Consider the following 22,999-nt stretch of genomic DNA (forward strand, 5'->3'; position numbering starts at 1 on the left):
TCCCTGTCACTTAAAAGAAGCTCTGGTCAATAAATACAATGTCACCAGGTTCAACGTTGCGGTGCATACTGACTCCTTCCATCGTTTGACCCGTTTTATGCTTGGTTAGGTTAATGCCTTTGCGTGAGGCTCTGTCGGTCAAGCCACCTGCTAGAGCGATGGCCTTCTCTATGGTTAACCCTGGACGGTACTCAAATCCACCAGGTTTCCTGACTTCGCCATTAACGTAAAACAGACGAAAGTTATTGATGGTGACCATCACTTTTGGATTGATGAGATAATCGCCTTTTAAGCCCGTTTCTATTTCGTACTTGAGTTGTTTTGGTGTTTTTTTGATTGCTTTAATTCGGCCAAGGTAGGGGTAATCAAAGTAGCCATCTGACGTTATTAGAATATTTTTAATCGTAAGATCTTCTTCACCATAGACCTGCACGGAAATGGTATCGCCAGTATCGAGTAAGTAATCTTCCTCGTTTGAGTCAGCGTTGACCAAAGTGCTAAATAGCAACAACGCTACACTCATGAATTTGATGAATGCCTTCATTAATAATCCTTTTTACAGAGAAAACTGTGCGCTTAAAGTCCAAATATTTTGTTCGAAGCTATAATCCGATCGGCTAGAGTTTTTATCTTGGTATTGCCAATCGGCTTGCAGCTGTATCCAACGTTTGATCTGATAATCGATACCAAAAGATAGAGTGTACCGATCGTCGTTTCTGGAGATTCCCGTGTAATCATCTTGTTGATAAACAGCACCTAAGCGAGTTGCAAGGTAACTATTCCAATCGTGCTTCAGGTTCAGTCGGTAACGAGTTTGTAGGTTGTAATCGCCATCTTGATCGGGGTTAACCGCCGCTTGAGTGGTTTTCACGCTGACTAGAGTTTGTTCTTGAGGCAACCATTCAAAGCCGATATCCCAACTAAAGCCTTTAAATGTCTCTCGTTTAGCGCTGTCAAAATCTTTGATTTGATAACCGAGTCGAGCGATGCCTTTGGTTTTTCCTGTGACTTCCCATTCGGCACCGGTGTAATAGAAACTGGTGTTGTTATCTTTCGATGGCTGCGCAGAATTTCGGTGCTGATACTCGGTTACGATTTGGTTTGTTCCGACTAACCAATAGGTTCTTGGCGTCGCTCTTAAATAGAACTCCAAATGTGCATTGGGAGCTCGAAAATCGTTGTATTTAGTTTTAGCGTTTGGGCGACCAGGCAAGCCGTCACGATAGTTTTGATAGGTTTTATCACTATAGCCTAAACCGAATTCGAGTCTGCCTTTGGCACCGTTAGATCCAAAGACATAATTGGTTTTTACATCGTTACGGTTGAACTCTATTGGTGCGTCGATTGCGCTACCATTACCTTCGGTAATATCTTCTCCTCGAACTTCATGCTGGGCGCGAAAACGGTAATCAACCACTAAACGATGACGATGATTAAATTCGAAAAAGTTGGAAAACTGAAAAGTGTGGTCGTCGAAGTCGTTGCGATCGTCAGATGAAAAGCCAGCTTTTAACTTATATAAAATATCTGCGCGATAGCGATTCCGTTCTATACGTGCTAGTAAGCTTGGTTCTATACCCCAAATATTGACTGACTCTACATTGCCGGATTTTTCCGCTTTATTGATGTTGTCATCTCCCTCGTAGAAAGTTTTTACGAGGGGAATCAACTCTATACCAGACTCGGTTTGGTAAGCCATCGGTTCTGCGAGCAAGTCAGTAGAAAACAGACTCAATGCTATTGCCATTGTCAGTTTCTTCATAATCTCAACCTTAGTAAGCGTTAGCACCAGTGAAGCCTTTGAAAACGGTCATAAAGATGATTTTGATGTCCATCCAAACCGACCAATGGTGGATGTAATCCAAATCAAACTCGACTCTCTTTTCCATTTTTTCTAAGGTGTCGGTTTCGCCGCGATAACCATTAATCTGCGCCCAGCCAGTAATGCCTGGTTTTACTTTGTGACGTAGCATGTAGCGATCCACGATCTGACGGTATTCTTCATTGTGTGCCACGGCATGAGGGCGTGGGCCGACAATAGACATGGTCCCTTGCAGTACATTGATAAATTGAGGTAGTTCGTCCAAAGAGGTGCGACGTAGAAATCCGCCAAAAGGCGTAATACGAGGATCGTTCTTTGTCGCCTGTTTCACGTTGGAACCTTGATCCATGGTTGTCATTGAACGGAACTTCCAGACTTCAATCTTGCGTCCATCAAGACCGTACCGATGTTGTTTAAAGATGACAGGGCCTTTAGACGTTGCCTTAATGACAATCGCAATGACGAATAGAATAGGGGCGATTAAGACCAAAATAATGCTCGAAAACAAGATGTCTTCAAACCGTTTTACCCAAGAAGAAATTCCAGCAAAAGGTGTATCAAAGACACTTAGTGTTTGAACTTGGCCGATCTGCGCCCAACGAGAATGTAAAAGGTTATAAGTGAAGAAGTCGGGAATCAGATACGTATTTGCGGTGGTATCTGAGAATTGGTTAAGAAGTGACGCAATGCGCTCTTTTGCGTGCATTGGCATCGCGATATAGACGTAATCTACTTCCCCTTTTTTAGCTCGCTCAAGGGCGTGGTCAACAGCTCCTTTAATAGGATAATCAGAATTTGGCAATCTGTCGGAAGATCGTTCGTCGTAAAAGCCATCAAAAAGCACGCCGTGTTCTGTGTGGTTTTGAATTTCGTTAGCTAGGGTAATGCCGTGAGGAGTTTGGCCGATGATGATCGCAGTGCGAGTGTTGAATCCTTTTTTTCTCAAATAGGCTAATCCGGTACGGAATGTTACTCGCCATGCTAAAAGCAGAGCGGGCGTAATCGCAAACCACAGCGCTAAAATTGTGTTATCAAATAAGGTATGGACTTCAGAAAAATACAGCACAATAAAGATAAGTGCAGAAGTCACCGCCCAAGAAACACAGACAATAAACATCTGCTCTTTAAACGAACTGGTTCGCCAAGAGCGATACAGATTGCCGCTTTCTGCCATAAATAGAAAAGAGATGCCTCCAACGAAAGCCAATATGACGTAATCTTTCCCCATCGCAGTATTCATGTCTTTGAACACTAAAAGCAGCATAAAAGAGACGATGACAGCAAGATCTGAGATGCGATATAAAAAAGCGAACTCCATCTCATGAGAGCGGATAAGTCCTTTTTGTTTCATGACTCAGTTTCCCTTCTGACACGCTACCGCCCTTGGGTGTCTTCCCCAATTGCCGTGTCGTGAACGTTATTAGTAGTTAGTGCACAGAGCATTCTGTGGAATGCTGCTGAGTTTTTTGTCACGTGTAATTTCGTTGATAAGTGTAAAAATTTGCTTTGTTGAGGTAAGTGGAAATAAGAATGATATTTAGCCCTTTGGCTAAGTTTGGCGGGTTAGGAAAAAGCTGGTACTTACTTATGAGGAATGAGGAAAAGTATTAAAAATGAAGTATCAGTACAAAGACAATGGTTTATGTGAGGGTAGAAGAAACGGGTGATTTGATTCGTTCACGATTAATGATTTAGTATCGAATTGCTGATATTTATTAAGATAAAAAAATCCCTCTCACTTGAGAGGGATTTTTTTGAGTAAGGACGAATGAATTATTCGACTTCTACGCCGTTTTCTTTGTATAGGCGGCGGCATGCGCGACCATCACTGTGGAACAGGTGACAACGATGAGCTGGAATACCGATCTCGATTTTATCGCCAGTGTCGACTGCAAGCGTGTCAGGCTGACGGAAAATAACGTCGGCGTCCGCACCTTCTAGGTTTAGGTATACTTGAGTTTCGTTACCTAGCTTCTCAACAATCATCACTTCACCGTGAATACTTGCATCAGCTTCAGAAGCGGATAATAGGTGCTCAGGGCGAATGCCTAAAGACATTCGGTCGCCGCGGTTAACTGTTGTACCATCCACCGGAATCCAGAAAGATACGCCGTTAGATAGTTGAACTTTGACGCGCTCTGCTTCTACTTCATCAATGAATACGCTCATGAAGTTCATTTTCGGAGAACCGATAAAGCCAGCTACAAAGCGGTTTTGTGGGTAATGGTAAAGCTCAAGCGGCTTACCAACTTGCGATACATAACCGCCGTCTAGTACAACGATTTTATCTGCCATTGTCATCGCTTCTACCTGATCGTGCGTTACGTAGATCATGGTACAACCAAGTTGGCGTTGTAGCTTAGTAATTTGTGCACGCATGTTTACACGCAGTGCCGCATCCAAGTTTGATAGTGGCTCGTCTAGAAGGAATACATTTGGCTGCGATACCAATGTTCGGCCAATCGCCACACGTTGACGCTGTCCACCAGAAAGTGCTTTTGGTTGGCGCTCAAGCAAGTGGCCTAGTTGTAGGATTTCTGCTGCTTGTTCAACACGCTTGTCGATTTCTGCTTTGTCTGCTTTTGCTAGTTTCAAGCCAAATGACATGTTGTCATATAAGTTAAGGTGCGGGTAAAGAGCGTAAGACTGGAATACCATACCAACACCACGTTTGGATGGTTCGACGTCATTCATGCGCTGGTCACCAATATACAAATCACCTGAAGTAATGTCTTCAAGACCGGCAATACAACGTAAAAGGGTAGATTTACCACAACCTGATGGACCTACAAAAACAACAAATTCACCTTCGTTGATTGTTAGGTCTACGTTCTTAGAAATCAGTACGTCGCCATACGCTTTACAAACATTTTTTAACGTGACACTCGCCATGTAGCTCGTCCTCGATCAATTTTTTATTATTCACCGCTCATCATTATATGAATTATCTAGCGAGCAGTAACAGTAGGAATCGGTAAGTTCTTGCGGTTGGTAAGAAAAGTAGGGTAGCACTTCAATAAAATGTCCTGAATAGAAGTGCTACCCATCATAGCCAAGTACGAGTTTCTCTCCCCCACATTATTCGTATTGTCTCCCCCGTGAAATAATTACCACAAACAACACTAATAATGACATTCCACTCGTCTGGCAATGCAAAACCAGCAAATCTTTTTCCTAATACGTAGGCACTGCTGGGAAAGGGTTCTTACCATCCACTCTTGGATGACTGCAGTTTCTAAGATTGTGCGTAGTGCGACATCCTCCTAATAGAAATAATTGTAGGGGGAGTAGAAAGGGAGGAGTAAAAAAGGAGGAGGAAGAGAGCAGTTGGTCGGAAATCACATTATTGCACCACCTAAAGTTGAAACCGATCACAGGAACTATCCATTTTGTGATTTGAGTCTCTTACCCTTGGCGATTTAGATCACGAAAATACGTCATAATTGTAAGGGCGTAGGGATTAGGAGGATGAGACATATTGGATTATTTCAGATGATATATGTCGAAATACGGCTGAACCTCAATGGACTAGCCCTACATCAAAAATATAAAAAGGATACGAACATGAAAAAGTTAAGCGCTGTAGCACTAGGTACTCTTGTTGCTTTGGGTTCTTTTGGTGCTAATGCTGCCATCGAAGAAGGACAACTTACTATCTGGATCAACGGTGATAAAGGCTACAACGGCCTTGCTGAAGTTGGTAAGAAATTTGAAGAAGACACAGGCATTAAAGTGACTGTGGCTCACCCAGATGGCCTTCAAGACAAATTCCCTCAAACTGCAGCGACTGGCGACGGTCCTGATATCGTATTCTGGGCTCACGACCGTTTCGGTGGTTACGCAGAAGCTGGCCTGCTAGCAGAAATTAAACCTTCTAAGAATATTCAAGAAGGTATCGTTGATTTCGCTTGGGATGCAGTACGTTACGATGGCAAATTGATCGGCTATCCAGTTGCGGTTGAGTCTCTATCTCTAATCTACAACAAAGACCTAGTTCCAAACCCACCAAAGTCTTGGGAAGAGGTTGCAGCATTAGATGCAAAACTTAAAAAAGACGGCAAGTCTGCAATCATGTGGAATCTAAAAGAACCGTACTTCACTTGGCCACTAATGGCGGCTGATGGCGGCTACGCGTTCAAATACACTTCTGAAGGTTACGATGTTAAAGACGCTGGTATCGCGAAAGAAGGCGTTAAAGACGCAATGAGCTTCGTAAAAGGCTTAGTTGATAAAGGCGTAATCTCTGCGGATATGGATTACTCAGTGTCTGAGTCTGCGTTCAACCAAGGCAAAACAGCGATGACGATCAACGGTCCATGGTCTTGGGGCAACATTGAGAAGTCTGGCGTTAACTACGGCGTGACTACGCTACCTAAGTTCCAAGGTCAATCTTCTAAGCCATTCGTTGGTGTTCTAACGGCTGGTATCAGCACTGCGTCTCCAAACAAAGACCTAGCAGTTGAGTTCATTGAGAACTACCTACTAACAAACGATGGCCTACGTATGGTTAACAACGATAAGCCTCTAGGTGCGGTAGCACTTAACTCGTTCCAACGTGAGCTTGATTCAGATACTCGTATCGCAGCAACAATGGACAATGCGATGAACGGCGAAATCATGCCAAATATCCCTCAAATGAACGCATTCTGGGGTGCGGCTAAGAACGCAATCATCAACGTAGTTGACGGTCGTCAAACTGTCGATGCAGCTCTTGCAGATGCAGAAAAACAAATGACTAAATAATTAAGTAAGACCTTTTTAAGGAGGAGGCAACTCCTCCTTACTTTTCTATATTTATTCTATATTCGCTAGCAGGTTCCCTATGCAGTCAGTTCAAGGTACAAATGCTATGACAGCACCAGAAGCCAGCCTTCCGAGCAGCAAAAAAGTGTTCATGAAATGGTCACTTTTAGGCACAGTCGGCATCATCAATGGCTACGCAACAATCCTTATGTATTCTCGCGGTGAGATTGCGTTTGCACTACTTACGCTCATTCTTACCGCTTTAGCGTTGTTCATCTTTGGTAGCAAAAAGACGTACGCACACCGTTACATCTACCCTGGTATAGCAGGGATGATCCTTTTCATTCTTTTTCCTTTGGCGTACACCATAGGTTTGGCGTTTACCAACTATAGCGCGAAGAACCAACTCTCTTTTGATCGCGCTCAGAACGTACTTTTGGACCGAACTTACCAAAGTGGTGATAGCTACCCGTTCACTTTGTATAAAACGGAGCAAGGCCATCAACTTGTGGTTGAAAAAGATGGTGAGCTACTTGCAAGCCCGACTTTTCAGCTTGATAACCTTTCAGCATCGGAGTTTGATCTTTCACCAACTGAAGAAGTGACGGGTGAAAAAGAATCAATCAAGGCGATTGTTAAGAACCGCAGTGCGTTGAGCAGTGTCGATTTACATTTGCCAAGCGGTGATGATATCCGTATGAGTGGGCTGCGCAAATTTGCTGCAGTTGTGCCTTTGTACACATTACAAGAAGATGGTGAAACGCTTTACAACAACCGGACTGAAGAAACGCTACGTCCAAATATGGAAGTAGGTTACTACCAGCCTGTCGATGAAAACGGTCAATTTGTTGGCAGCACAGTGTCACCAGGTTTCGTGGTGAACATTGGTACCCACAACTTTGAGCGTGTTTGGAAAGATGATGGTATCAAAGAGCCGTTTATCAGTATCTTTATCTGGACCATTGTTTTCTCTGCGCTAACCGTATTGTTTACGCTTGTTATTGGTCTTGTCCTTGCCAGTGTGGTTCAGTGGGAAGCACTTAAAGGTCGCTCAGTTTACCGTTTGTTGCTAATCCTGCCTTATGCAGTTCCGGCGTTTATTTCTATCTTGATCTTTAAAGGTTTGTTTAACCAAAGCTTTGGTGAGATCAACATGTTGTTGGAAGGCTTATTCGGCATTAGCCCGGCTTGGTTCTCTGACCCGTTCATGGCGAAAACCATGATCTTAATTGTGAACACTTGGCTTGGTTTCCCTTACATGATGATTTTGTGTATGGGCTTACTAAAAGCGATTCCAGACGATTTATATGAAGCATCAGCAATTGATGGTGCGAACTTTGTCACGAACTTTACACGTATCACACTACCAATGATGTTGAAGCCGTTAACACCATTGTTGATCGCGAGTTTTGCATTTAACTTCAACAACTTTGTACTTATCCAGTTGTTGACTGGCGGTGGTCCAAACATGATTGGTACATCAGAGCCTGCGGGTTACACCGACCTACTAGTAAGTTACACCTACCGAATCGCATTCGAAGGTGCTGGCGGTCAAGACTTCGGTCTAGCAAGTGCGGTAGCAACGCTTATCTTCCTATTGGTTGGCGCATTGGCACTTATCAACCTACGTGTAACTAAAGTAGCTCAGGACTAAGGAGAAATTACAATGGCAATGGTACAAGGTAAGTCATTAAAGTATCGTGTTTGGGCTACTCATATTGCAATGTGGGCATTCTTGGCACTGATTATTTTCCCTTTACTGATGATCATCGCGATTTCATTCCGTGAAGGTAACTTTGCAACGGGTAGCCTGATCCCAGACAACCCAACACTTGATCACTGGAAATTGGCATTAGGTTTCTCGGTGACTAATCCAGACGGTACAGTTACACCGCCACCATTCCCAGTAATGACATGGTTGTGGAACTCGGTAAAAGTGGGTGGTATTTCTGCAATCCTAATCGTGGCGCTATCAACCACATCGGCTTACGCGTTTGCTCGTATGAAGTTCAAAGGTAAGAACACCATTCTTAAAGCGATGATGATCTTCCAGATGTTCCCTGCGGTGTTGGCACTGGTTGCTCTGTACGCGTTGTTCGACAAACTGGGTCAGTACATTCCTTTCCTTGGTCTGAACACGCATGGCGGTCTGATCTTCGCTTACTTAGGCGGTATCGCACTGCACGTTTGGACCATTAAAGGCTACTTCGAAAGTATTGACTCGTCTCTAGAAGAAGCAGCGGCTCTTGATGGTGCTACACCATGGCAAGCATTCCGTTTGGTATTGCTGCCACTGTCTGTGCCAATCCTAGCGGTAGTCTTCATCTTGTCGTTCATCATGGTAATTGGTGAAGTTCCTGTAGCGTCACTACTGCTTTCTGATGTAGACTCGTACACACTTGCAGTGGGTATGCAGCAATACCTATATCCACAAAACTACTTGTGGGGTGACTTTGCCGCAGCTGCTGTACTTTCAGCAGTGCCAATCACTGCCGTATTCTTACTTGCGCAGCGCTGGTTGGTTGGTGGTCTAACCGCTGGTGGTGTGAAAGGATAATCTCTTGTGGTCTGAGATTGATAAGAATAACTAGAAAAGGGCGACCACATGGTCGCCCTTATACTTAGCACGGATATTACAATTTTGGTTTGGCCGCCGATCAGTAATATCTTGGCTTTTATTGGCGTTACGCATAGCTGGCTGTTAGCTTAGTTCCTTACGATTCAATCACTAACAGTTTTTGTAACCATAACCTGAGTTTAGACTCAGGTTTTTTTATGCCTGTTAAAGGCAATTGTGCAATAAGTAGATAGAGATTAGCGGCTTTGCAATGGATTACACAGGGCTTGAATAATGCCCTGCGTAGCACTTCACATAAATAACTAGAGCTTAGTAAAAAGCTAAATTGAGGTAGGGAAGGAAGAGATTAAAACTCTCGGCTGGAAGGTGCGCATCCAACGTATTGAAGCAGCGTGTACAAACTTTCTTGCTGCAGTGCGACGCGACGAAATAGATTAGCAAAGGTAACGTCACCGCCAAAGCAAGTTTGAATGTAATGATTAATTTCTGTTTCGTTATACCCCTCGACGTACATGGTTCTCACCCACTGGTACTCGACCGCTTTTAAATTGGTCAACGTCTCTTCACTTAAGGTCGTTTCTTTTAGTCTCAAGATCCAAACTCTATCCAACTCTAAAATAATGGATGGATTTAAGCAAAGCTAGGTGAAGGATTTATGACAGAGAAGGGCGAGCGTGAAACAAATGGCAAAACCATGATGTTGCTCCACACTCTGGGTCTAGGTAACGTTGAGGTACTTAATAGCGTTCTTAACGGATGCCAGTTACTTGAGATATTTAACGTGTGCTTCCATTTCTTCCCCAATCTCTTTACGCATGTTCATAAGACGGATAGCGGATTGCTCTAAGGCTTTGTCTTCATCTGACTCTGGAATCCATTTCGGTACATCGGTTGGTTTTCCGTTTTCATCTACAGCAACCATGATAACGATACAGTGAGTGGTGAGTCTGTTTTTCATTTGCTTTGGATCACTAGCTTGCACGTCAATCGCAATGTGCATTGAGCTTCGTCCGGTATAAATGACTTTCGCGCTAACTTCGACTAAGTTGCCGACATGAATCGGCGCAACAAACCGAATGCCGCCAGCATATGCGGTAATGCAATATTTACCACTCCACGCTGCAGAGCAGGCGTATGCTGCCAAGTCGATCCATTTCATTACGGCGCCGCCGTGCACTTTTCCGCCAAAATTTACGTCGCTGGGTTCTGCTAAAAAGCGAAGGGTAATGTCTCTTTGACCACTGCTCATCTGTCTTTCCTTGATGGGTTATTGTTTTCCCAATTTAGCAGCAAGATGAATTTTCGGGAATAGCGAATGAAACAAAATATTAACTTTTATTCGAACGCTGGAAGTGACAAGCCACAGCGTAGTTCTGTGGCTTGGGGTGTAGATGTTAATTGGCGGTAGAGGCAATCTCAGAATTGGACAATGGTTTTCTCTGTCTTACTTTTATTTGCGACAAGATAACGCCAGAGATGACTAACAACCCACCAATAATGTGGTAAGTGTAAATTTTCTCACCAATTAGTGTTGAAGCAAGTATGACGGAAACCACAGGCATTAGGTTCATGAACATAGCACTTGAATCAGCACCAATTGAATCAATCGCTTTGACCCACATCAGCGGCGCGAAAATGGAAGCAGCAATACCAGCATAAGCGATTAATGGTAGCGCGTCTTGGCTTGGTAACAGTTGCTCACTAGAGAGCCAAAGTGGTGTGAGCATCAAAACAGAAAAGAAGCCCTGCATGTAAACCAGAGTCAAACTACTGAATGGCATTTTCCAGCGTTTTAGCAGAACACAATAAGCCGCGTATACCATGGCAGCAACGAGCATTAAGCTGTCACCTTGCGTTAAGTCTTGATGTAAAAAGTAAGTGATATCACCGTGACCAAGCATAAATGCTAAGCCGCCGAGCGAAATGACACCACCGACGATACTTAACATTGATATAGATTTACCGAGCAATGGGACACTTAAAAACACACTGATCAAAGGAACTAAAGAGGTGATCAGGGCCATATTAGAGGCCGTTGTTGTTAAACCGGCATAGTATCCAAGTGACTGGTTGAGAACCATACCAAGTAACGCAAGAAACGCCAACTTAGCTAAGTAAGGTCGAGTAATGTGTCGTTGTTTGATGATTGCAGGCAGGCAAAATGGCGTTAGGAGTACCATTGCGACAAACCAACGGTAGAAACTCATCGCACTTGGTTCAATGGCGCTCGCAGCCATCTTGTTCACAATTGAGTTACCACCCCAAATCATAACGGTGAAAAACGGAAGTAAATAAATCATGAGAACCCTATAGCACAATTATTGATGGCGCTAGTCTGGCAGGTCTTTATAATAAAAAGTATCTCTTAAAAGACATCGTAAGCGATAGGAAGACAATTTTGAAAAAGAGCGCCAGAAATCTTCACCCCTCCTTATCAATCGATCGTGCGCCATCAGATGTATTTATGAATTTCGAAGCGTTTCTCTCTAATACAGAAACACGAATTCATAGCCACCCTTGGGGGCAAGTGCAACTGATCAGCGGTGGGATTCTGGAGATGGATGCAGAAGACACAAGATTTCTAGCACCTCCACATCTTGCTATTTGGGTTCCCGCCGGAATTCGTCACACTAGCTACAACCGTAAGCCAATCGAATATTGTTCTTTGAATATTGCCCCTGAATTGACGGCGCATTTTCCAACTAAAACGAGCTTGATCAAAGTGACTCCAATCGTGTCATCTATTATTGAGGACTTTCGTCAGCGAGACATTAATGTGGCGCAAACTGATGAAGACAAGCGCTTGGTACAAGTGTTATTGGACCAGCTTGCAAAGCAAGAAGTCGAACATCACTTTTTACCGACTACCGACAATAAGTATCTTGAACCGATTTTAAAAGCAGTAGAAGAATCGCCGACGGATGAGATCAGTTTGGCGGAGTGGGCGGCAAAAGTGCATACCACAGAACGCACGTTAGCGAGACATTGCCAGAGTGAGTTAGGAATGAGCTTTACTGAGTGGCGCTTACGTGTGCGATATTTACATTCTATGGAGTTGCTGCGTAAAGGGCAGACCGTAAAAGAAGTCGCTCTGACGTTAGGTTATAACCAAGCTAGCCCTTTTATCGCGATGTTCAAGAAATACTCCGGCATGACACCGGAGCAATACAAGAATCGATTGTTATAAAAGTGTAGAGTCTATTTTAAAAAAATTGACAATGCGCTGTATGATGACCGACTCGAAAAGCTGATGGTATTGGAAAGACTTACGTCTATCTTGTGTCAGATTGAGTCAGAATTATAACCTTGAGAATTCGCTTTATTATTATTGCTTTACAACATGCCTGTAAGATTCTTTAGATGATACAATGTGCTAAAGTGACAAAAAACTCAATTGACACCGCTTAGATTTAAGTATTGATTGTTATTAGTTTCTTCAGCCGCCAATTTGTCCCTACTTTTCAAGGAAGTAGAGTTGTACTGTGCAACTATAACTCTTCTACCCTCAATCGTGAGTTCCAATGTGGGTGACCATATATTCTGATCGCGATGCGTCACAATAATCACGGTCGAGTTCAATGTTTGAATATGTTGAGCAATACTTTTTTCGGTTGCTTCGTCTAATGCTGCCGTCGCTTCGTCGAAAATGAGGATTGGCGCCTTTTTAATGAGAGCTCGCGCAATTGCGACTCTCTGTCTTTCACCTCCTGACAACCCTGAGCCTCTTTGTCCTACTGTTTGATGTATTCCTTTAGGAGATGAGTCAATAAGTTTGTCCAATTGTGCGTGTCTTGCAAAGCTCTCAACTTCATAATCACTTGCATTGGGATTACCTAACCGAATGTTATCCGCCAATGTGCCAGTAAAAATGACCGGTTCTTGAGCAACATAGGCTATATGCTGGGTGAGCACGTCATAAGGGATACTCTTTAGATCTATCCCTCCGAGCGAAATAAGACCTTGGTCAGGATCATCAAACCTTAGAAACAGGCCCAGTAAAGTGCTTTTGCCACTGCCACTGACTCCATTGATGACGACGGTATCACCTTGTTTGATCTCCGTGCTAGCATCTTCAAAGAGATCTAAATGGCCCACAAGGTTCAGTTCGAACTTATGGTTTTTGGGGGAGGTTGCAAATTGAGGATTAGGCTCAGGCAGAACAGGGACATTCGTTAACTGAGCGTAATTTTTAATTGAGGATTTTACGTCGTTAATCGCAAAGCCTGCCAACGCGAGTTCACCCAAAGGTGCAGCTGCACGGGTAATCAATATCAATAAAGCCAAGACTAATAAGGGTTGAGTAATCGGCTCTAAGACGAGATAGATGGCGATACCTGCAAGGGGTAAAATCGTTGCCAATCCTGATACTAAGGTTGCGATAGAAGCGTTACGATTAATAGTTGAATGAGCTTCTTCTTGTGCGTGCCAACTCTGTTCAATACGCTCGATTGAGCGCTCAGGCCCCGCTGTTGAGCGAAGTAACTCAAGGTTATCTATGAGCTCAAGTGTTGATTTAGTCGCTTGAAGCTCTGCGTCATGTCGGTCGCTATCTGAGCGACTTAGGTATCTTTGCGCCTTGTACTGAACGAGCAGTGCAACTAGTAACAATACGGCACTGAGTAGTGCAATTTCACCTCCTCCAACGACCCCAATACCGATAATTAAAAATATGGGTAACATTGGAGCGTGTAAAAATGTTTGTAGCTGATGAGCAGGAATGGCCATAAAGCCAGGTATTCCTCGTTCTGCTAGTTGGGTGAGCTGAGTTCTATGCTGATCATTAAACCAAGCTAACTTTGCTTTACTGAGCGAATGACCTACTGATGAATAAAGATCCCCAGCCAGTTTCGCACCAGAGAGAAATCCAGAACGAGTTACAATAACGGTAACTATCACAGTTAGAACAGCAGCTATTATGACGTTCAATGGTGAAGCTTGTTCGACAATAGATATTGCAAGAAATGTGTAAGCCGTTGCCTCAAATAATGCAACTAGTCCCCAACCTATAGCGACTCGATATAGACGGTGCTTTGCACTTTGTGGAATTGTCGAATTGGAATAGAGGGTATTGTGAGCCGTCATACTTCTTCATCCTGTCGTTGAGCCTTTCTGTTGAGCATCAATGTAGTGTCTGCAAGTTTCGCGAGTTCTGAGTCGTGAGTAATTATGATCAATATCTTGTCTTGTGTTTTCGCAAACTTCGCGAGATTTCTGATCACAGTGAAGGCCGTATTTTTATCGAGAGCACTGGTTGGTTCATCCAGTAATAGAACGTTGGCTTGAGTTAGAAATGTGTTAGCTATTGCGACACGTTGTTGCTCGCCTCCTGAAAGCACGCTTGCATCAGAATTGAGGTCAATCTTTAATTGAGCTTGTTGCAAAGCTTGGTTCAGCTCGTCGTCACTTGAACTTGGCGTTGATAGTTTCAAATTCTGCCTAATGGTAGTTTTGAGTACACCGATATCTTGGGGTACATAGCGTATGGCGGAGTATCGGGATATCTCAGAGAGTTTAGACAGTTGATTGCCTCCTAAGGTAACGAAGCCTGAAAGAGGTGTTTCTTGACCTGCTAATAGACGTAGTAACGTACTTTTGCCTGCTCCGCTAGGCCCCATGATGGCTGTAAATGAACCCCGTGGGAAGTAGTGGGAGAAGTTATCAATAATATTAACAGTTCCATTAGCCACTACGATATTTGATGCTTGTAGTGATAGCGGTTTTTCTCCCGCGCTCAAACTGCCACTTTCTATTTGTGGTTGCTGTAAAAAGTCGCTGATGTTCTTTGCAGCATTCTTTCCTGCGTTAACGTAGTCCAATCCATGGCCAAGCTTCAGTGCGGGTGATACGACGGCCAAACCAAAAAAGAATAGCGACGCCATTGCCATGGGACTTAATTCATAGCCAATGGTATAGGCCATTGCGAAAGTCGAAACCGCTTGAAGTAATGCGGTAGCAATTGCTGCTGGAAGGGCAACGCTACCAACCCATTTCACTATGCCGTGAGTAAAGCGTCTTGTGGCATCATTATAGCTGTCGAGTGCTCCTGCTTGCGTGCCGTAAATTCGATTTACTCGGATACCTCTTGTGTAGTCGTTTACTGCGGTAACGATATCACCCATTATTGTCATGCGCTCTTTGCCATGTTTAGCGGCGAACCTAGGTAAAAAGAGTAGGTAGTACAATGATGCAATTAGACCAGGGAGCAGAGTAAGCATCGCTACCGGACCTGTGAGATTCAACATGATAAAAATAGAAGTTGCGGGTACGACAATGAATGTCACGAGTTCTGAAGGCAAATGCGCAACCATGTGGTGAAGCGTGCTGATGTCTTCGGAAACTATGCGACGCAGTTGATTATCACCATATTGAGAGATGGTCTTGCTTGGCAAGCGCGTCAAGTGCTGAGCAACTTGGCGACGTAATCGAGTGGAAAACTGCGACTCGGCATCATGAACTAACCACGAGCCCACTGATGAGGCAAGTGCGCTAGCCGCCCAAAGTCCTATGGCACCGTAAATCCATTGGTTTGCAAATTTATCGATAAGGTTTATCAAGCATAGCAGTGCACCAACTTTTGCCACAGCGGCAAGTGCTTCACAAAACGTTCCCAAAGCAAGCTTCTTAATCGATGGCTTTAAGGCTGGCATTAAGCTAGGCGTAACGTAATGTTGGCTGATTTTACTTATCATATTGTCACCTTATCTAGCCTATCAAGCGAAAATAAGGAGAACGTGGTAGAGCATATTGAGCTCTTATCGTTTTTCATATAAAGCCTATGGAAGTGGACGTTGATGGATTATGTTTTGAATTAACTTTGGCCGTAGGTGTTGCGAGCTCTTTGTCTGCTTGAATGTTGAAGATGAGTACTTCCTTTGATTTGTTGTGAATTTTCATGAACAGCCAAATGGGAGTAAGTCCCCCCTTAGAAGGCAGGCTAAAGGGGAGGTGGAGGGATTAGAAATCCGCAGTAGCTGACAGCATCACTGTACGTGGTGCGCCAAGAGCTAGGTCCGCATAGTGGGTGGTTGTCCAGTAATCTTCATCCAGTACATTGTTTACGCTAAGGCGCCAAACCACGCTTGTTTCAGCAATTTTTGAGTTGTAGCGTGCGCCAAGATCAAGAATAGTCTGTGCAGGTAATGCCTGAGTGTTTTGTGCATCAATGTATTGTTCAGACATATAGTTCGCTTGGCCGATAAGCGTGAGATCACGCATCGCAGGGAGGTTCCATTCTAATGCGAGTTTAGCTTGTAAATCGGGTAGCTTAGTTGCTTGTTTCCCCTCCTCTGTCACATCTGTTGCTTTTGTAATCTCTGCATCTGTATAGGCGATACCACCGATGAGTGTATAGTCCTTTGATAGTGTGCCGTAGAACCCCCATTCAATACCGCGATTGCGCTGTTCACCACCGAAAGAAAAAATGTTGGTATCCGGATCTTGGTACCCATTTGGCTTTTTAATCTCAAATAAACTGAACGTATGAGCAAAGCCGTCCAGGTCAAGCTTCACGCCTGCTTCAGTCTGTTTGGTTTTTTGGGGTTCAAAAGCCTCTCCTGCGTTTGCAGCGCTAGAGCCTGCTGTTTTCCCATTCGTTAAGCCTTCGGTGTAGTTACCATAAAGCGAAACTGAGCTCGAAACTTTGTATAATGCTGCAAGTGCGGGAGTGTAAGTACTTTCCTTAAACTTGGTGGTAGGAAGCGACATTCCGTTCATTATTATTCCAGATTCATAATCAATGCTCTGGTAACGCAAGCCGAGCGTGATTTGGTATTTCCCATCAACAAAAGATAACGTATCGGCAATGCCATAGCTGACCTGAGTTGAATCGATAGGTAAACCATAGTAGTTGTCGTAAACTGAATTTTCTGGTCCCCAAACAGGATCATAAATATTCGAGTTCCAAGGGGCTGGATTATTATTACCTGTTGGAGAATCATTTTTATCTTCTCTAAAGTAAGTACTATTCAGTACAAGGTGGTGTTCTACTGGGCCAGTGTCAAAGTTGCTACGAACACCTATCTCACCTGAAGTCCGTTTGTTCTCAAGCTTAACTGATCCGAGAGATACCTCTAGGTTACCCTCGTTATCGATGATTTTGATTCGTTGCGGTACATTTGAATGAAAATCTGTACGGCTACCACCCAATGCGCTGTATACAGTTACAGAGTCACTAACGCTTAGCTCCCCGCGAATCATCATCCCTTTATCTTCGCTATCATTGTAGGCCCAACTTGGCGTCAATAATGTGTCAGATGGAGGAGGTGATGGGATTTTGAGACCAGAAGCGATGCTTAACCCACGGTTTGCACCTTCAACTCGCTCTGTACTGTAGTAAAAATCTGCTTCAAGGAAAGCAATGTCATTACGCCAATCAAGGCTTAATGATGCAAGTTGAGTTTTGTTGCTTTGGTTGTTTATCGCGGTGTCTCCATCTTTAAATGCACCGTTGAAACGAATACCAAATTCTTCATTTGTACCAAAGCGACGTCCAATATCGATATGTCCTCCGAATTGAGTGTCCGATAAGTAGCTGCCGGTGAAAGATGTGATTGGTGTTTCTTGTGCTCTTTTTGTCACTAAGTTGATGGTGCCACCAACAGATCCATTCGGTGGCATACCGTTGAGCAAAGAAGCAGGACCTTTAAGTACATCAATACGTTGATACATTTCAGGAGAGGTTCGGTAATAAGGAGCGATACCATACAATCCATTAAGCATAACGTCGCTAATGTCTGAGTTGAAACCTCTTATTTTGAAACTTTCTTTGTTTAAGCCGGTTTCACCGCTGGTGAAAACAGAGGGATCAGAAGCTGAGATTACATCTGAGATATCGCGTGCTTGTTGGTCTTGAATGTGTTTTTCTGTGTATCCAATCGTATTGAAAGGCGTTTCCATGAGGTTTTTATCGCCAAGCATTCCTATATTACTCGCGTGAGAAACTTTGCCAGCGGCATAAACTCTGTTTGCTTCACCATAAACTGTCATTGATTCATCTACGACTTCTTCAGCTTGAGCGATACTAATTGGTACGACAAAAGTACTAAATTGAAGTGAAATAAAGAGGGCGATATGACATGGGCTTGGTTTGTTTTTCTGTGAAGAGTCCATCGCTATCTGATGATAGTCATGAGTCATTATAGATTCCTTTTCTTTGTTTGGGCTAGCTCACATCCGTTCTGACGTCGATTGAGTGTTGAATTACTTAAGATCCAACTCATTGTTATTAGATTTAGCTTTGGTAACCTTTTAGGATGTCTTCAATTATGATTTTCAGAGATGTGATGCTTGCTGAAGTGATGTACCAAGCATCGGCATCAACAAAAACGACGTTGTCGTTTTTCCATGCTTTGGTTTGACGGAGTAGTGGGTTTGCTAAGTGTTCCGCATCAATGACAGGCTTTCCTTCCATTACTGCTGTTCGATCAATGATGTAAAGAATGTCTGGATCAGCTTGGCTAATGAACTCGCTAGAAATTGGCTGACCATGCAAACCTGTCTCCACTCTTTCACTCGCTGGTTTTACCCCCAGAACATCGAAAACGAAGCCATAACGAGACTCAACGCCAAATGAGCTGAAAGCACCATTGTTATGCATGACAACCAAAGCTTTTTCAGAACGCTCTTTCGTAACAGCGCGCACTTCTGCGACTTTTGCATCGATTTCGGCAACTTTCTGTTGGGCTAGCTCCTGCTTTTCAAAGATCTCACCAAGCTCTACAAGGTGTTTCTTAATGGTATCGACGTGATGGTCACGACTATTACGGTAGTTGATGTCAAAATGTAAAGTCGGAGCGAGTTGAGAGAGTTCTTCATACTGATTAGCATGTAGCGGAGTCATCAATACGAGATCTGGTTTTAGGGCATAGATCTTTTCCATATTAGGCTGAACTATCGCACCAATATCCGCTATCTCAGGTGTGTCTTTGTATTTCGCTAGAAAGTGAGGAACAAAGTCTTTCACCATTCCTGAGATTGGAACATTTAGCTGATCTAAAAAGTCCACTTCGTTCATATCTAATGCTGCCACTCGTTGAGGGCGATGAGAAATAGTAGTTGCTCCGAGATTGTGTTCAATCACGATGAGCTTTTCTAATGGCTGAGTATCTTCAATTTTAGTTATTTCCGGCTCGCAACCTGATAAGGCTCCTAGAGCGCAGCAAGCAAGCGCGATACTCAAACGTAGGGGGCTCTTAAACATGGGGTATTTCCTTTTTGTCAGTGAGTTGTCTTTAAACAGGCGAGTAACAGTTTTCATATTTGGCTTCTTGTTCTTATCGTGATGGCTAGGAAATATCCCCCACAAAGGACATTCACCAAAATAGAGACGGTGGTTTTAAAGTTAAATAAGTGCTCTACCAGAAGTTGACCAGACAAGAACATGACAATTGCAATAGCACAAGCAACGAGCAATATGTGTCTGTAGTTCGGTGCGCTAGTAACGGAATAAGCAATATTGGCAATAAAAATTCCCATAAAAGCCGTTGGGCCAATCAAGCTCGTCGAAATTGCTACTAAAATGGCGATTACAGCAAAGAACTTTGGTACATATTGCTTATCATTTAGTCCTAATGACATCGCTTGGTCTCGACCTAGACCTATCACATCTAGCTCGCGTGACCATCTGTTAGCAAAGAGTGCCAAAACGCTTAACGCAATACTGGAAAAAAGTAACGTAGAAGGTTTCGCTCGCGCAAACGAGGTATAGCTGAGCCCTTGAAGGATAGAGAATTCTCCAGGGCTTATTCTGAGCTGGATAAATTGAGCAAGAGTTGTCAGCACCATTGTCAAAACAAAGCCAATCAGCAGAACTTGGTGCATGTCATGTTTAAATCTATTGAGTACCCAAGATTGAATCGCTAAGGAATACAACAGAATGAGTATTGCAGAGACAGCGAAATTACCGACAACACCTAATGTAGCAATGCCAGAAGTGCCCCCTAGTAATAAGAGTAGGGTTTGCCAAACCAGATAAACCGACTCATATCCCATAATGGATGGCGTAAGAATACGATTACCAGCTAAAGCTTGGAAAATAACAGCAGAGATGGCCACGCAGCTGCCCCCAATAACTATGGCACCAAGTTTAATCAGCCTCTTAGGGATGACGTAATCAAAATCCCACCCAGAGCTTGTAAAGATAAAGGCGATAGACAGTATGCAAACGAGTATAATGCTCACTCGCATGTTTGAGTAATGTGATCTCATACTCGTGCTCCTTTCAAAAGAAACACAAGAAACATGACTCCCCCGATAGCACTGGCTGTTAATCCAATTGGGACTTCAAAAGGAAAGGCAACAACTCTGCCTATGACATCGCAAAAAATAAGTAACGAAGCGCCGCCTAGTGCAACGATTGGTAGGGTGTTTTTAAGGTGATCGCCATATTTTAGTGCGACTAGGTTAGGTATGACTAAACCGATAAAATGAATGGCACCTACGGTCACCACTGTTATAGCAACTGTCACGGAAACTAGCATTAGACCCAAGGCGGCAGTGAACGCAATATTAATTCCTAAGTTGGACGCAACATCTTCGCCCATTCCCATCACAGTAAACTTATGTGCATATAAGTAAGTCAGTAGGGTGATGGGTAAAATCAAGAAAATTATTTCATAGTGTTCTTGGACCACTTTGGAGAAATCTCCCATTAACCAACCGGACATACTCTGTAAGATGTTGTTTTGATAAGCATAAAACTCCGCTATAGCACTTATTACACTACCAAACATAAGCCCAATCACAGGTATTAACGCAGAGTTACTGAATTTAATTTTTCGTACGATGGCAATGTAGATAAGGCCAGCGGCGAAGCAAAATAGTACGGCGAAGAGCATACGTTCAAGCTTGTCTGAGGATGGAAGCATGACGATAGATACCAAAATACCGAGCTTTGCCGCATCGATACCGCCTGTGGTGCCCGGCTCAACAAAACGATTTCTAACAATATGTTGAAGAATAACACCACATATTGCGAGACCAGATCCGGTAAGAATTAGTGCGATTAGCCTTGGTAATCTGCTAGCAGTAATCGGTAGCCAAGCTTTGTCATCCATGGTCAGCAATAACGACCAATCTAGTTGGTTTGCGCCGACGAAAATTGAAGTTAAGCACAGTATAAAAAACAGGCTTACTACGTGAATACTCATACAGAATCTGCCCCAAAATAAAATGAGTTTCTCTTAACTTATGACTTGGGGATGGAATACGAATAATGAATATCTATTCGCATATAGGTTCTAAATTCCAACAAAACATAACCAAGTTATTTTTTATAAACATTAAGGTCACAATCCAGCCCTCAAAGTATCACTAGGCCATACCTAAAAATTCAACGTGCTGATTTGGCTTTAAAACTGGATTAACTAGCAAAAGAAAAGTGCCGCTTTCAATGCAAAGAGAAAGAGGTTCTCGATTTAAAATTAAAATACAAATGATAATTATTTTCATTATATCTTTGTTTTTTCGGTTAAGCAATGAGGTTCATATATGTTTCTCTAAAAAGATCAATCGCGTATAAAAAACAAGGCAATGGCTAATGCATGTGCTTTTGGGTAAGTGGTTAAAAAATAAAGCCAAAGAGCATTAAGCTTTCTTATTGTTTAAGGATGTTTTTCGCTTCAGAAGCTCGTTGGTTGAGGTTTGATTTAAATGGTATGACGATAGTTTGTTCAGGAAGAGGAGTTAGTAGTGACGATGATGTCTAGATGTCGTTTGTATTTTAGGATTTATTAGATACCGCATTAAAATAGCGTCATAAAGTCGTGATGCTTCGCATCTTCAGTGTTAGCGATGTTAATGCGGTAATTTCTAATAAACTAGCGGATTAATGTCTCAACTTGCTTTTGGAGCAAAGTAAAGCTGATTCACAATTCAAAGACATCGTCAGTTGCTTTATTGTTAACCTGTGTTATTCGAGCTTACTTAGTACGTAATTCAAACCACCAACTACGGCTGCAACCTGTGCATCGTTGCATTCTTCGTCGGTCACCGTTGGGCTGTCTGGGTACACTTCCGTTGTCGTGCCGTAAACGCAATTTGTTACGCCGCCACACAGGCCCAGTTTTACCATTGGGTAGTTGATAACGCCAAACTGTACGACGGGTGAACCAATGATTTCTCCGTTTTCATCTGCTGGTGCAATGTGAGTCACTTTTGCAACTGACTCAATGACCGCTTTTTGGAAGTCAGGCTGAGGGTTTTCACTATCTCCCACCGTGTAAAAGCCATCTGGGATCATACCTTCAATGTACTCAATACCATCACGAGCAGCTAAGGCTGGACGGAACTCAGTTTCGTCAGAATCTGTCGTTTCATGTAGATCAATGTGCATTAACACATCGCCTAAAGTTGCAACTAGCTTTATGAGGTTAGCGGACTCTTCGGCAGGGCTATCCTTATAGAAAGAGCGGTTTGGATCAATCGCGTTTGGATTCCAGCGGTTGATCACCTCGTAACCCCAAGGGCTTACGCAGGGTGCAACGACAATATTGAAATGCTCTGCATAGCGCTCTGCTTCTGTTTCTACAAACTTTAATGCGCCATGTACACCGCTGGTTTCGTAACCGTGCACGCCGCCTGTGACCAACACAACAGGTTTAGTTGAATCCCAATTGCGTGTTTTGATACAAAACAGAGGGAAGCGTGCCTCGTTGTATGAGAGCGCACCATATTGTTCAACATCAAAACGCTCGCGTAGGGCATCGATTTTACTGACGACTTCATCTTGGTAGCTACGTTTTACTTCTTGCGTTGCTAACCAAGCTTTACGTTCTTCTTCGTTCCAAGGTTGGCCAGGAGTACCGATCGGGTAAATGTATCCACTTTTCATCTATACTTTTTCTTTTGACTGCTGAAAG

Annotated in this window: 18 protein-coding genes; 4 read left to right on the plus strand and 14 right to left on the minus strand. The window is 43.3% G+C overall.

From position 1 onward, the window contains the following. Window positions 1-10: 10 nt before the first annotated feature. From R7R24_RS17940 to malK, 4 genes are all read right to left on the minus strand, one after another. Window positions 11-544 carry a polysaccharide biosynthesis/export family protein gene (locus R7R24_RS17940; RefSeq protein WP_005375265.1) on the minus strand — a complete coding sequence of 178 codons (534 nt, stop codon included), beginning with the start codon at window positions 542-544 and terminating at the stop codon, window positions 11-13. A 12-nt stretch (window positions 545-556) separates the two neighbouring features. After that, the gene (locus R7R24_RS17945; RefSeq protein WP_031778890.1) at window positions 557-1,762 is read right to left on the minus strand and encodes an outer membrane beta-barrel protein; all 1,206 of its coding nucleotides are present in this window, start codon (window positions 1,760-1,762) and stop codon (window positions 557-559) included. Window positions 1,763-1,772: 10 nt separating this feature from the next. Next, window positions 1,773-3,173 (minus strand): undecaprenyl-phosphate glucose phosphotransferase, encoded by a 1,401-nt coding sequence (locus R7R24_RS17950; protein ID WP_054577072.1) that lies wholly within the window; start codon window positions 3,171-3,173, stop codon window positions 1,773-1,775. A 422-nt stretch (window positions 3,174-3,595) separates the two neighbouring features. Then, on the minus strand, window positions 3,596-4,714 hold the full coding sequence (malK, locus tag R7R24_RS17955) for a maltose/maltodextrin ABC transporter ATP-binding protein MalK (protein ID WP_005375271.1): 1,119 nt from the start codon (window positions 4,712-4,714) through the stop codon (window positions 3,596-3,598). Between the two features lie 672 nt (window positions 4,715-5,386). On the opposite strand from malK, the gene malE reads away from it, so the two are divergent. The 3 genes from malE (at window position 5,387) to malG (ending at window position 9,122) form a co-directional block, all read left to right on the plus strand. Beyond that, window positions 5,387-6,565 (plus strand): maltose/maltodextrin ABC transporter substrate-binding protein MalE, encoded by a 1,179-nt coding sequence (gene malE, locus R7R24_RS17960; RefSeq protein ID WP_005375272.1) that lies wholly within the window; start codon window positions 5,387-5,389, stop codon window positions 6,563-6,565. A 79-nt stretch (window positions 6,566-6,644) separates the two neighbouring features. Beyond that, window positions 6,645-8,219 (plus strand): maltose ABC transporter permease MalF, encoded by a 1,575-nt coding sequence (gene malF, locus R7R24_RS17965; protein ID WP_191116396.1) that lies wholly within the window; start codon window positions 6,645-6,647, stop codon window positions 8,217-8,219. Between the two features lie 12 nt (window positions 8,220-8,231). Next, window positions 8,232-9,122, plus strand: a complete 891-nt coding sequence (gene malG / locus R7R24_RS17970) for a maltose ABC transporter permease MalG (protein ID WP_005375275.1) — start codon at window positions 8,232-8,234, stop codon at window positions 9,120-9,122. A gap of 367 nt (window positions 9,123-9,489) precedes the next feature. Here the strand turns inward: malG and R7R24_RS17975 are convergent, their stop codons facing one another. From R7R24_RS17975 to R7R24_RS17985, 3 genes are all read right to left on the minus strand, one after another. Continuing rightward, entirely contained in the window at window positions 9,490-9,735 is a 246-nt protein-coding gene (locus tag R7R24_RS17975) for a hypothetical protein (RefSeq protein WP_005375277.1), read from the minus strand. 171 nt (window positions 9,736-9,906) lie between these two features. Continuing rightward, window positions 9,907-10,392, minus strand: coding sequence for an acyl-CoA thioesterase (locus R7R24_RS17980; RefSeq protein WP_005375279.1), 486 nt, complete (start codon window positions 10,390-10,392; stop codon window positions 9,907-9,909). A gap of 145 nt (window positions 10,393-10,537) precedes the next feature. Beyond that, window positions 10,538-11,443 (minus strand): DMT family transporter, encoded by a 906-nt coding sequence (locus R7R24_RS17985; protein WP_042521576.1) that lies wholly within the window; start codon window positions 11,441-11,443, stop codon window positions 10,538-10,540. Between the two features lie 98 nt (window positions 11,444-11,541). Here R7R24_RS17985 and R7R24_RS17990 point away from each other — a divergent pair, with 98 nt between their 5' ends. After that, window positions 11,542-12,330: an AraC family transcriptional regulator gene (locus R7R24_RS17990; protein WP_005385013.1), complete on the plus strand. Its 789-nt coding sequence runs from the start codon at window positions 11,542-11,544 to the stop codon at window positions 12,328-12,330. Between the two features lie 203 nt (window positions 12,331-12,533). Here the strand turns inward: R7R24_RS17990 and R7R24_RS17995 are convergent, their stop codons facing one another. The 7 genes from R7R24_RS17995 to R7R24_RS18025 form a co-directional block, all read right to left on the minus strand. Then, window positions 12,534-14,225 (minus strand): ABC transporter ATP-binding protein, encoded by a 1,692-nt coding sequence (locus R7R24_RS17995; RefSeq protein WP_005375285.1) that lies wholly within the window; start codon window positions 14,223-14,225, stop codon window positions 12,534-12,536. Continuing rightward, window positions 14,222-15,832: an ATP-binding cassette domain-containing protein gene (locus R7R24_RS18000; protein ID WP_054578648.1), complete on the minus strand. Its 1,611-nt coding sequence runs from the start codon at window positions 15,830-15,832 to the stop codon at window positions 14,222-14,224. Before R7R24_RS18000 ends, R7R24_RS17995 begins: the two co-directional genes overlap by 4 nt. Window positions 15,833-16,097: 265 nt before the next feature. Beyond that, window positions 16,098-18,278, minus strand: coding sequence for a TonB-dependent receptor (locus tag R7R24_RS18005; protein WP_054578649.1), 2,181 nt, complete (start codon window positions 18,276-18,278; stop codon window positions 16,098-16,100). A gap of 94 nt (window positions 18,279-18,372) precedes the next feature. After that, window positions 18,373-19,341 carry a siderophore ABC transporter substrate-binding protein gene (locus R7R24_RS18010; RefSeq protein ID WP_191116397.1) on the minus strand — a complete coding sequence of 323 codons (969 nt, stop codon included), beginning with the start codon at window positions 19,339-19,341 and terminating at the stop codon, window positions 18,373-18,375. A gap of 53 nt (window positions 19,342-19,394) precedes the next feature. Next, the gene (locus R7R24_RS18015) at window positions 19,395-20,348 is read right to left on the minus strand and encodes an iron chelate uptake ABC transporter family permease subunit (RefSeq protein WP_054578651.1); all 954 of its coding nucleotides are present in this window, start codon (window positions 20,346-20,348) and stop codon (window positions 19,395-19,397) included. Further along, a complete protein-coding gene (locus R7R24_RS18020; RefSeq protein ID WP_191116398.1) occupies window positions 20,345-21,289 on the minus strand; it encodes an ABC transporter permease in 945 nt (314 codons plus the stop codon). Before R7R24_RS18020 ends, R7R24_RS18015 begins: the two co-directional genes overlap by 4 nt. Before the next feature lie 761 nt (window positions 21,290-22,050). Next, window positions 22,051-22,971: a M14 family metallocarboxypeptidase gene (locus R7R24_RS18025; RefSeq protein ID WP_005375292.1), complete on the minus strand. Its 921-nt coding sequence runs from the start codon at window positions 22,969-22,971 to the stop codon at window positions 22,051-22,053. Window positions 22,972-22,999 lie beyond the last annotated feature (28 nt).

It is taken from the genome of Vibrio sp. 704 (assembly GCF_033339295.1).

Bases quoted from the DNA above. Each gene is read 5' to 3' on its own strand.
- R7R24_RS18005 (WP_054578649.1), bottom strand. From the start codon at position 18,278: ATGACTCATGACTATCATCAGATAGCGATGGACTCTTCACAGAAAAAC.
- R7R24_RS18020 (WP_191116398.1), bottom strand. From the start codon at position 21,289: ATGAGTATTCACGTAGTAAGCCTGTTTTTTATACTGTGCTTAACTTCA.
- R7R24_RS17940 (WP_005375265.1), bottom strand. From the start codon at position 544: ATGAAGGCATTCATCAAATTCATGAGTGTAGCGTTGTTGCTATTTAGC.
- R7R24_RS17950 (WP_054577072.1), bottom strand. From the start codon at position 3,173: ATGAAACAAAAAGGACTTATCCGCTCTCATGAGATGGAGTTCGCTTTT.
- R7R24_RS17985 (WP_042521576.1), bottom strand. From the start codon at position 11,443: ATGATTTATTTACTTCCGTTTTTCACCGTTATGATTTGGGGTGGTAAC.
- R7R24_RS18025 (WP_005375292.1), bottom strand. From the start codon at position 22,971: ATGAAAAGTGGATACATTTACCCGATCGGTACTCCTGGCCAACCTTGG.
- malF (WP_191116396.1), top strand. From the start codon at position 6,645: ATGCAGTCAGTTCAAGGTACAAATGCTATGACAGCACCAGAAGCCAGC.
- R7R24_RS18015 (WP_054578651.1), bottom strand. From the start codon at position 20,348: ATGAGATCACATTACTCAAACATGCGAGTGAGCATTATACTCGTTTGC.
- R7R24_RS18010 (WP_191116397.1), bottom strand. From the start codon at position 19,341: ATGTTTAAGAGCCCCCTACGTTTGAGTATCGCGCTTGCTTGCTGCGCT.
- R7R24_RS17945 (WP_031778890.1), bottom strand. From the start codon at position 1,762: ATGAAGAAACTGACAATGGCAATAGCATTGAGTCTGTTTTCTACTGAC.
- malE (WP_005375272.1), top strand. From the start codon at position 5,387: ATGAAAAAGTTAAGCGCTGTAGCACTAGGTACTCTTGTTGCTTTGGGT.
- R7R24_RS17995 (WP_005375285.1), bottom strand. From the start codon at position 14,225: ATGACGGCTCACAATACCCTCTATTCCAATTCGACAATTCCACAAAGT.
- malK (WP_005375271.1), bottom strand. From the start codon at position 4,714: ATGGCGAGTGTCACGTTAAAAAATGTTTGTAAAGCGTATGGCGACGTA.
- malG (WP_005375275.1), top strand. From the start codon at position 8,232: ATGGCAATGGTACAAGGTAAGTCATTAAAGTATCGTGTTTGGGCTACT.
- R7R24_RS17980 (WP_005375279.1), bottom strand. From the start codon at position 10,392: ATGAGCAGTGGTCAAAGAGACATTACCCTTCGCTTTTTAGCAGAACCC.
- R7R24_RS18000 (WP_054578648.1), bottom strand. From the start codon at position 15,832: ATGATAAGTAAAATCAGCCAACATTACGTTACGCCTAGCTTAATGCCA.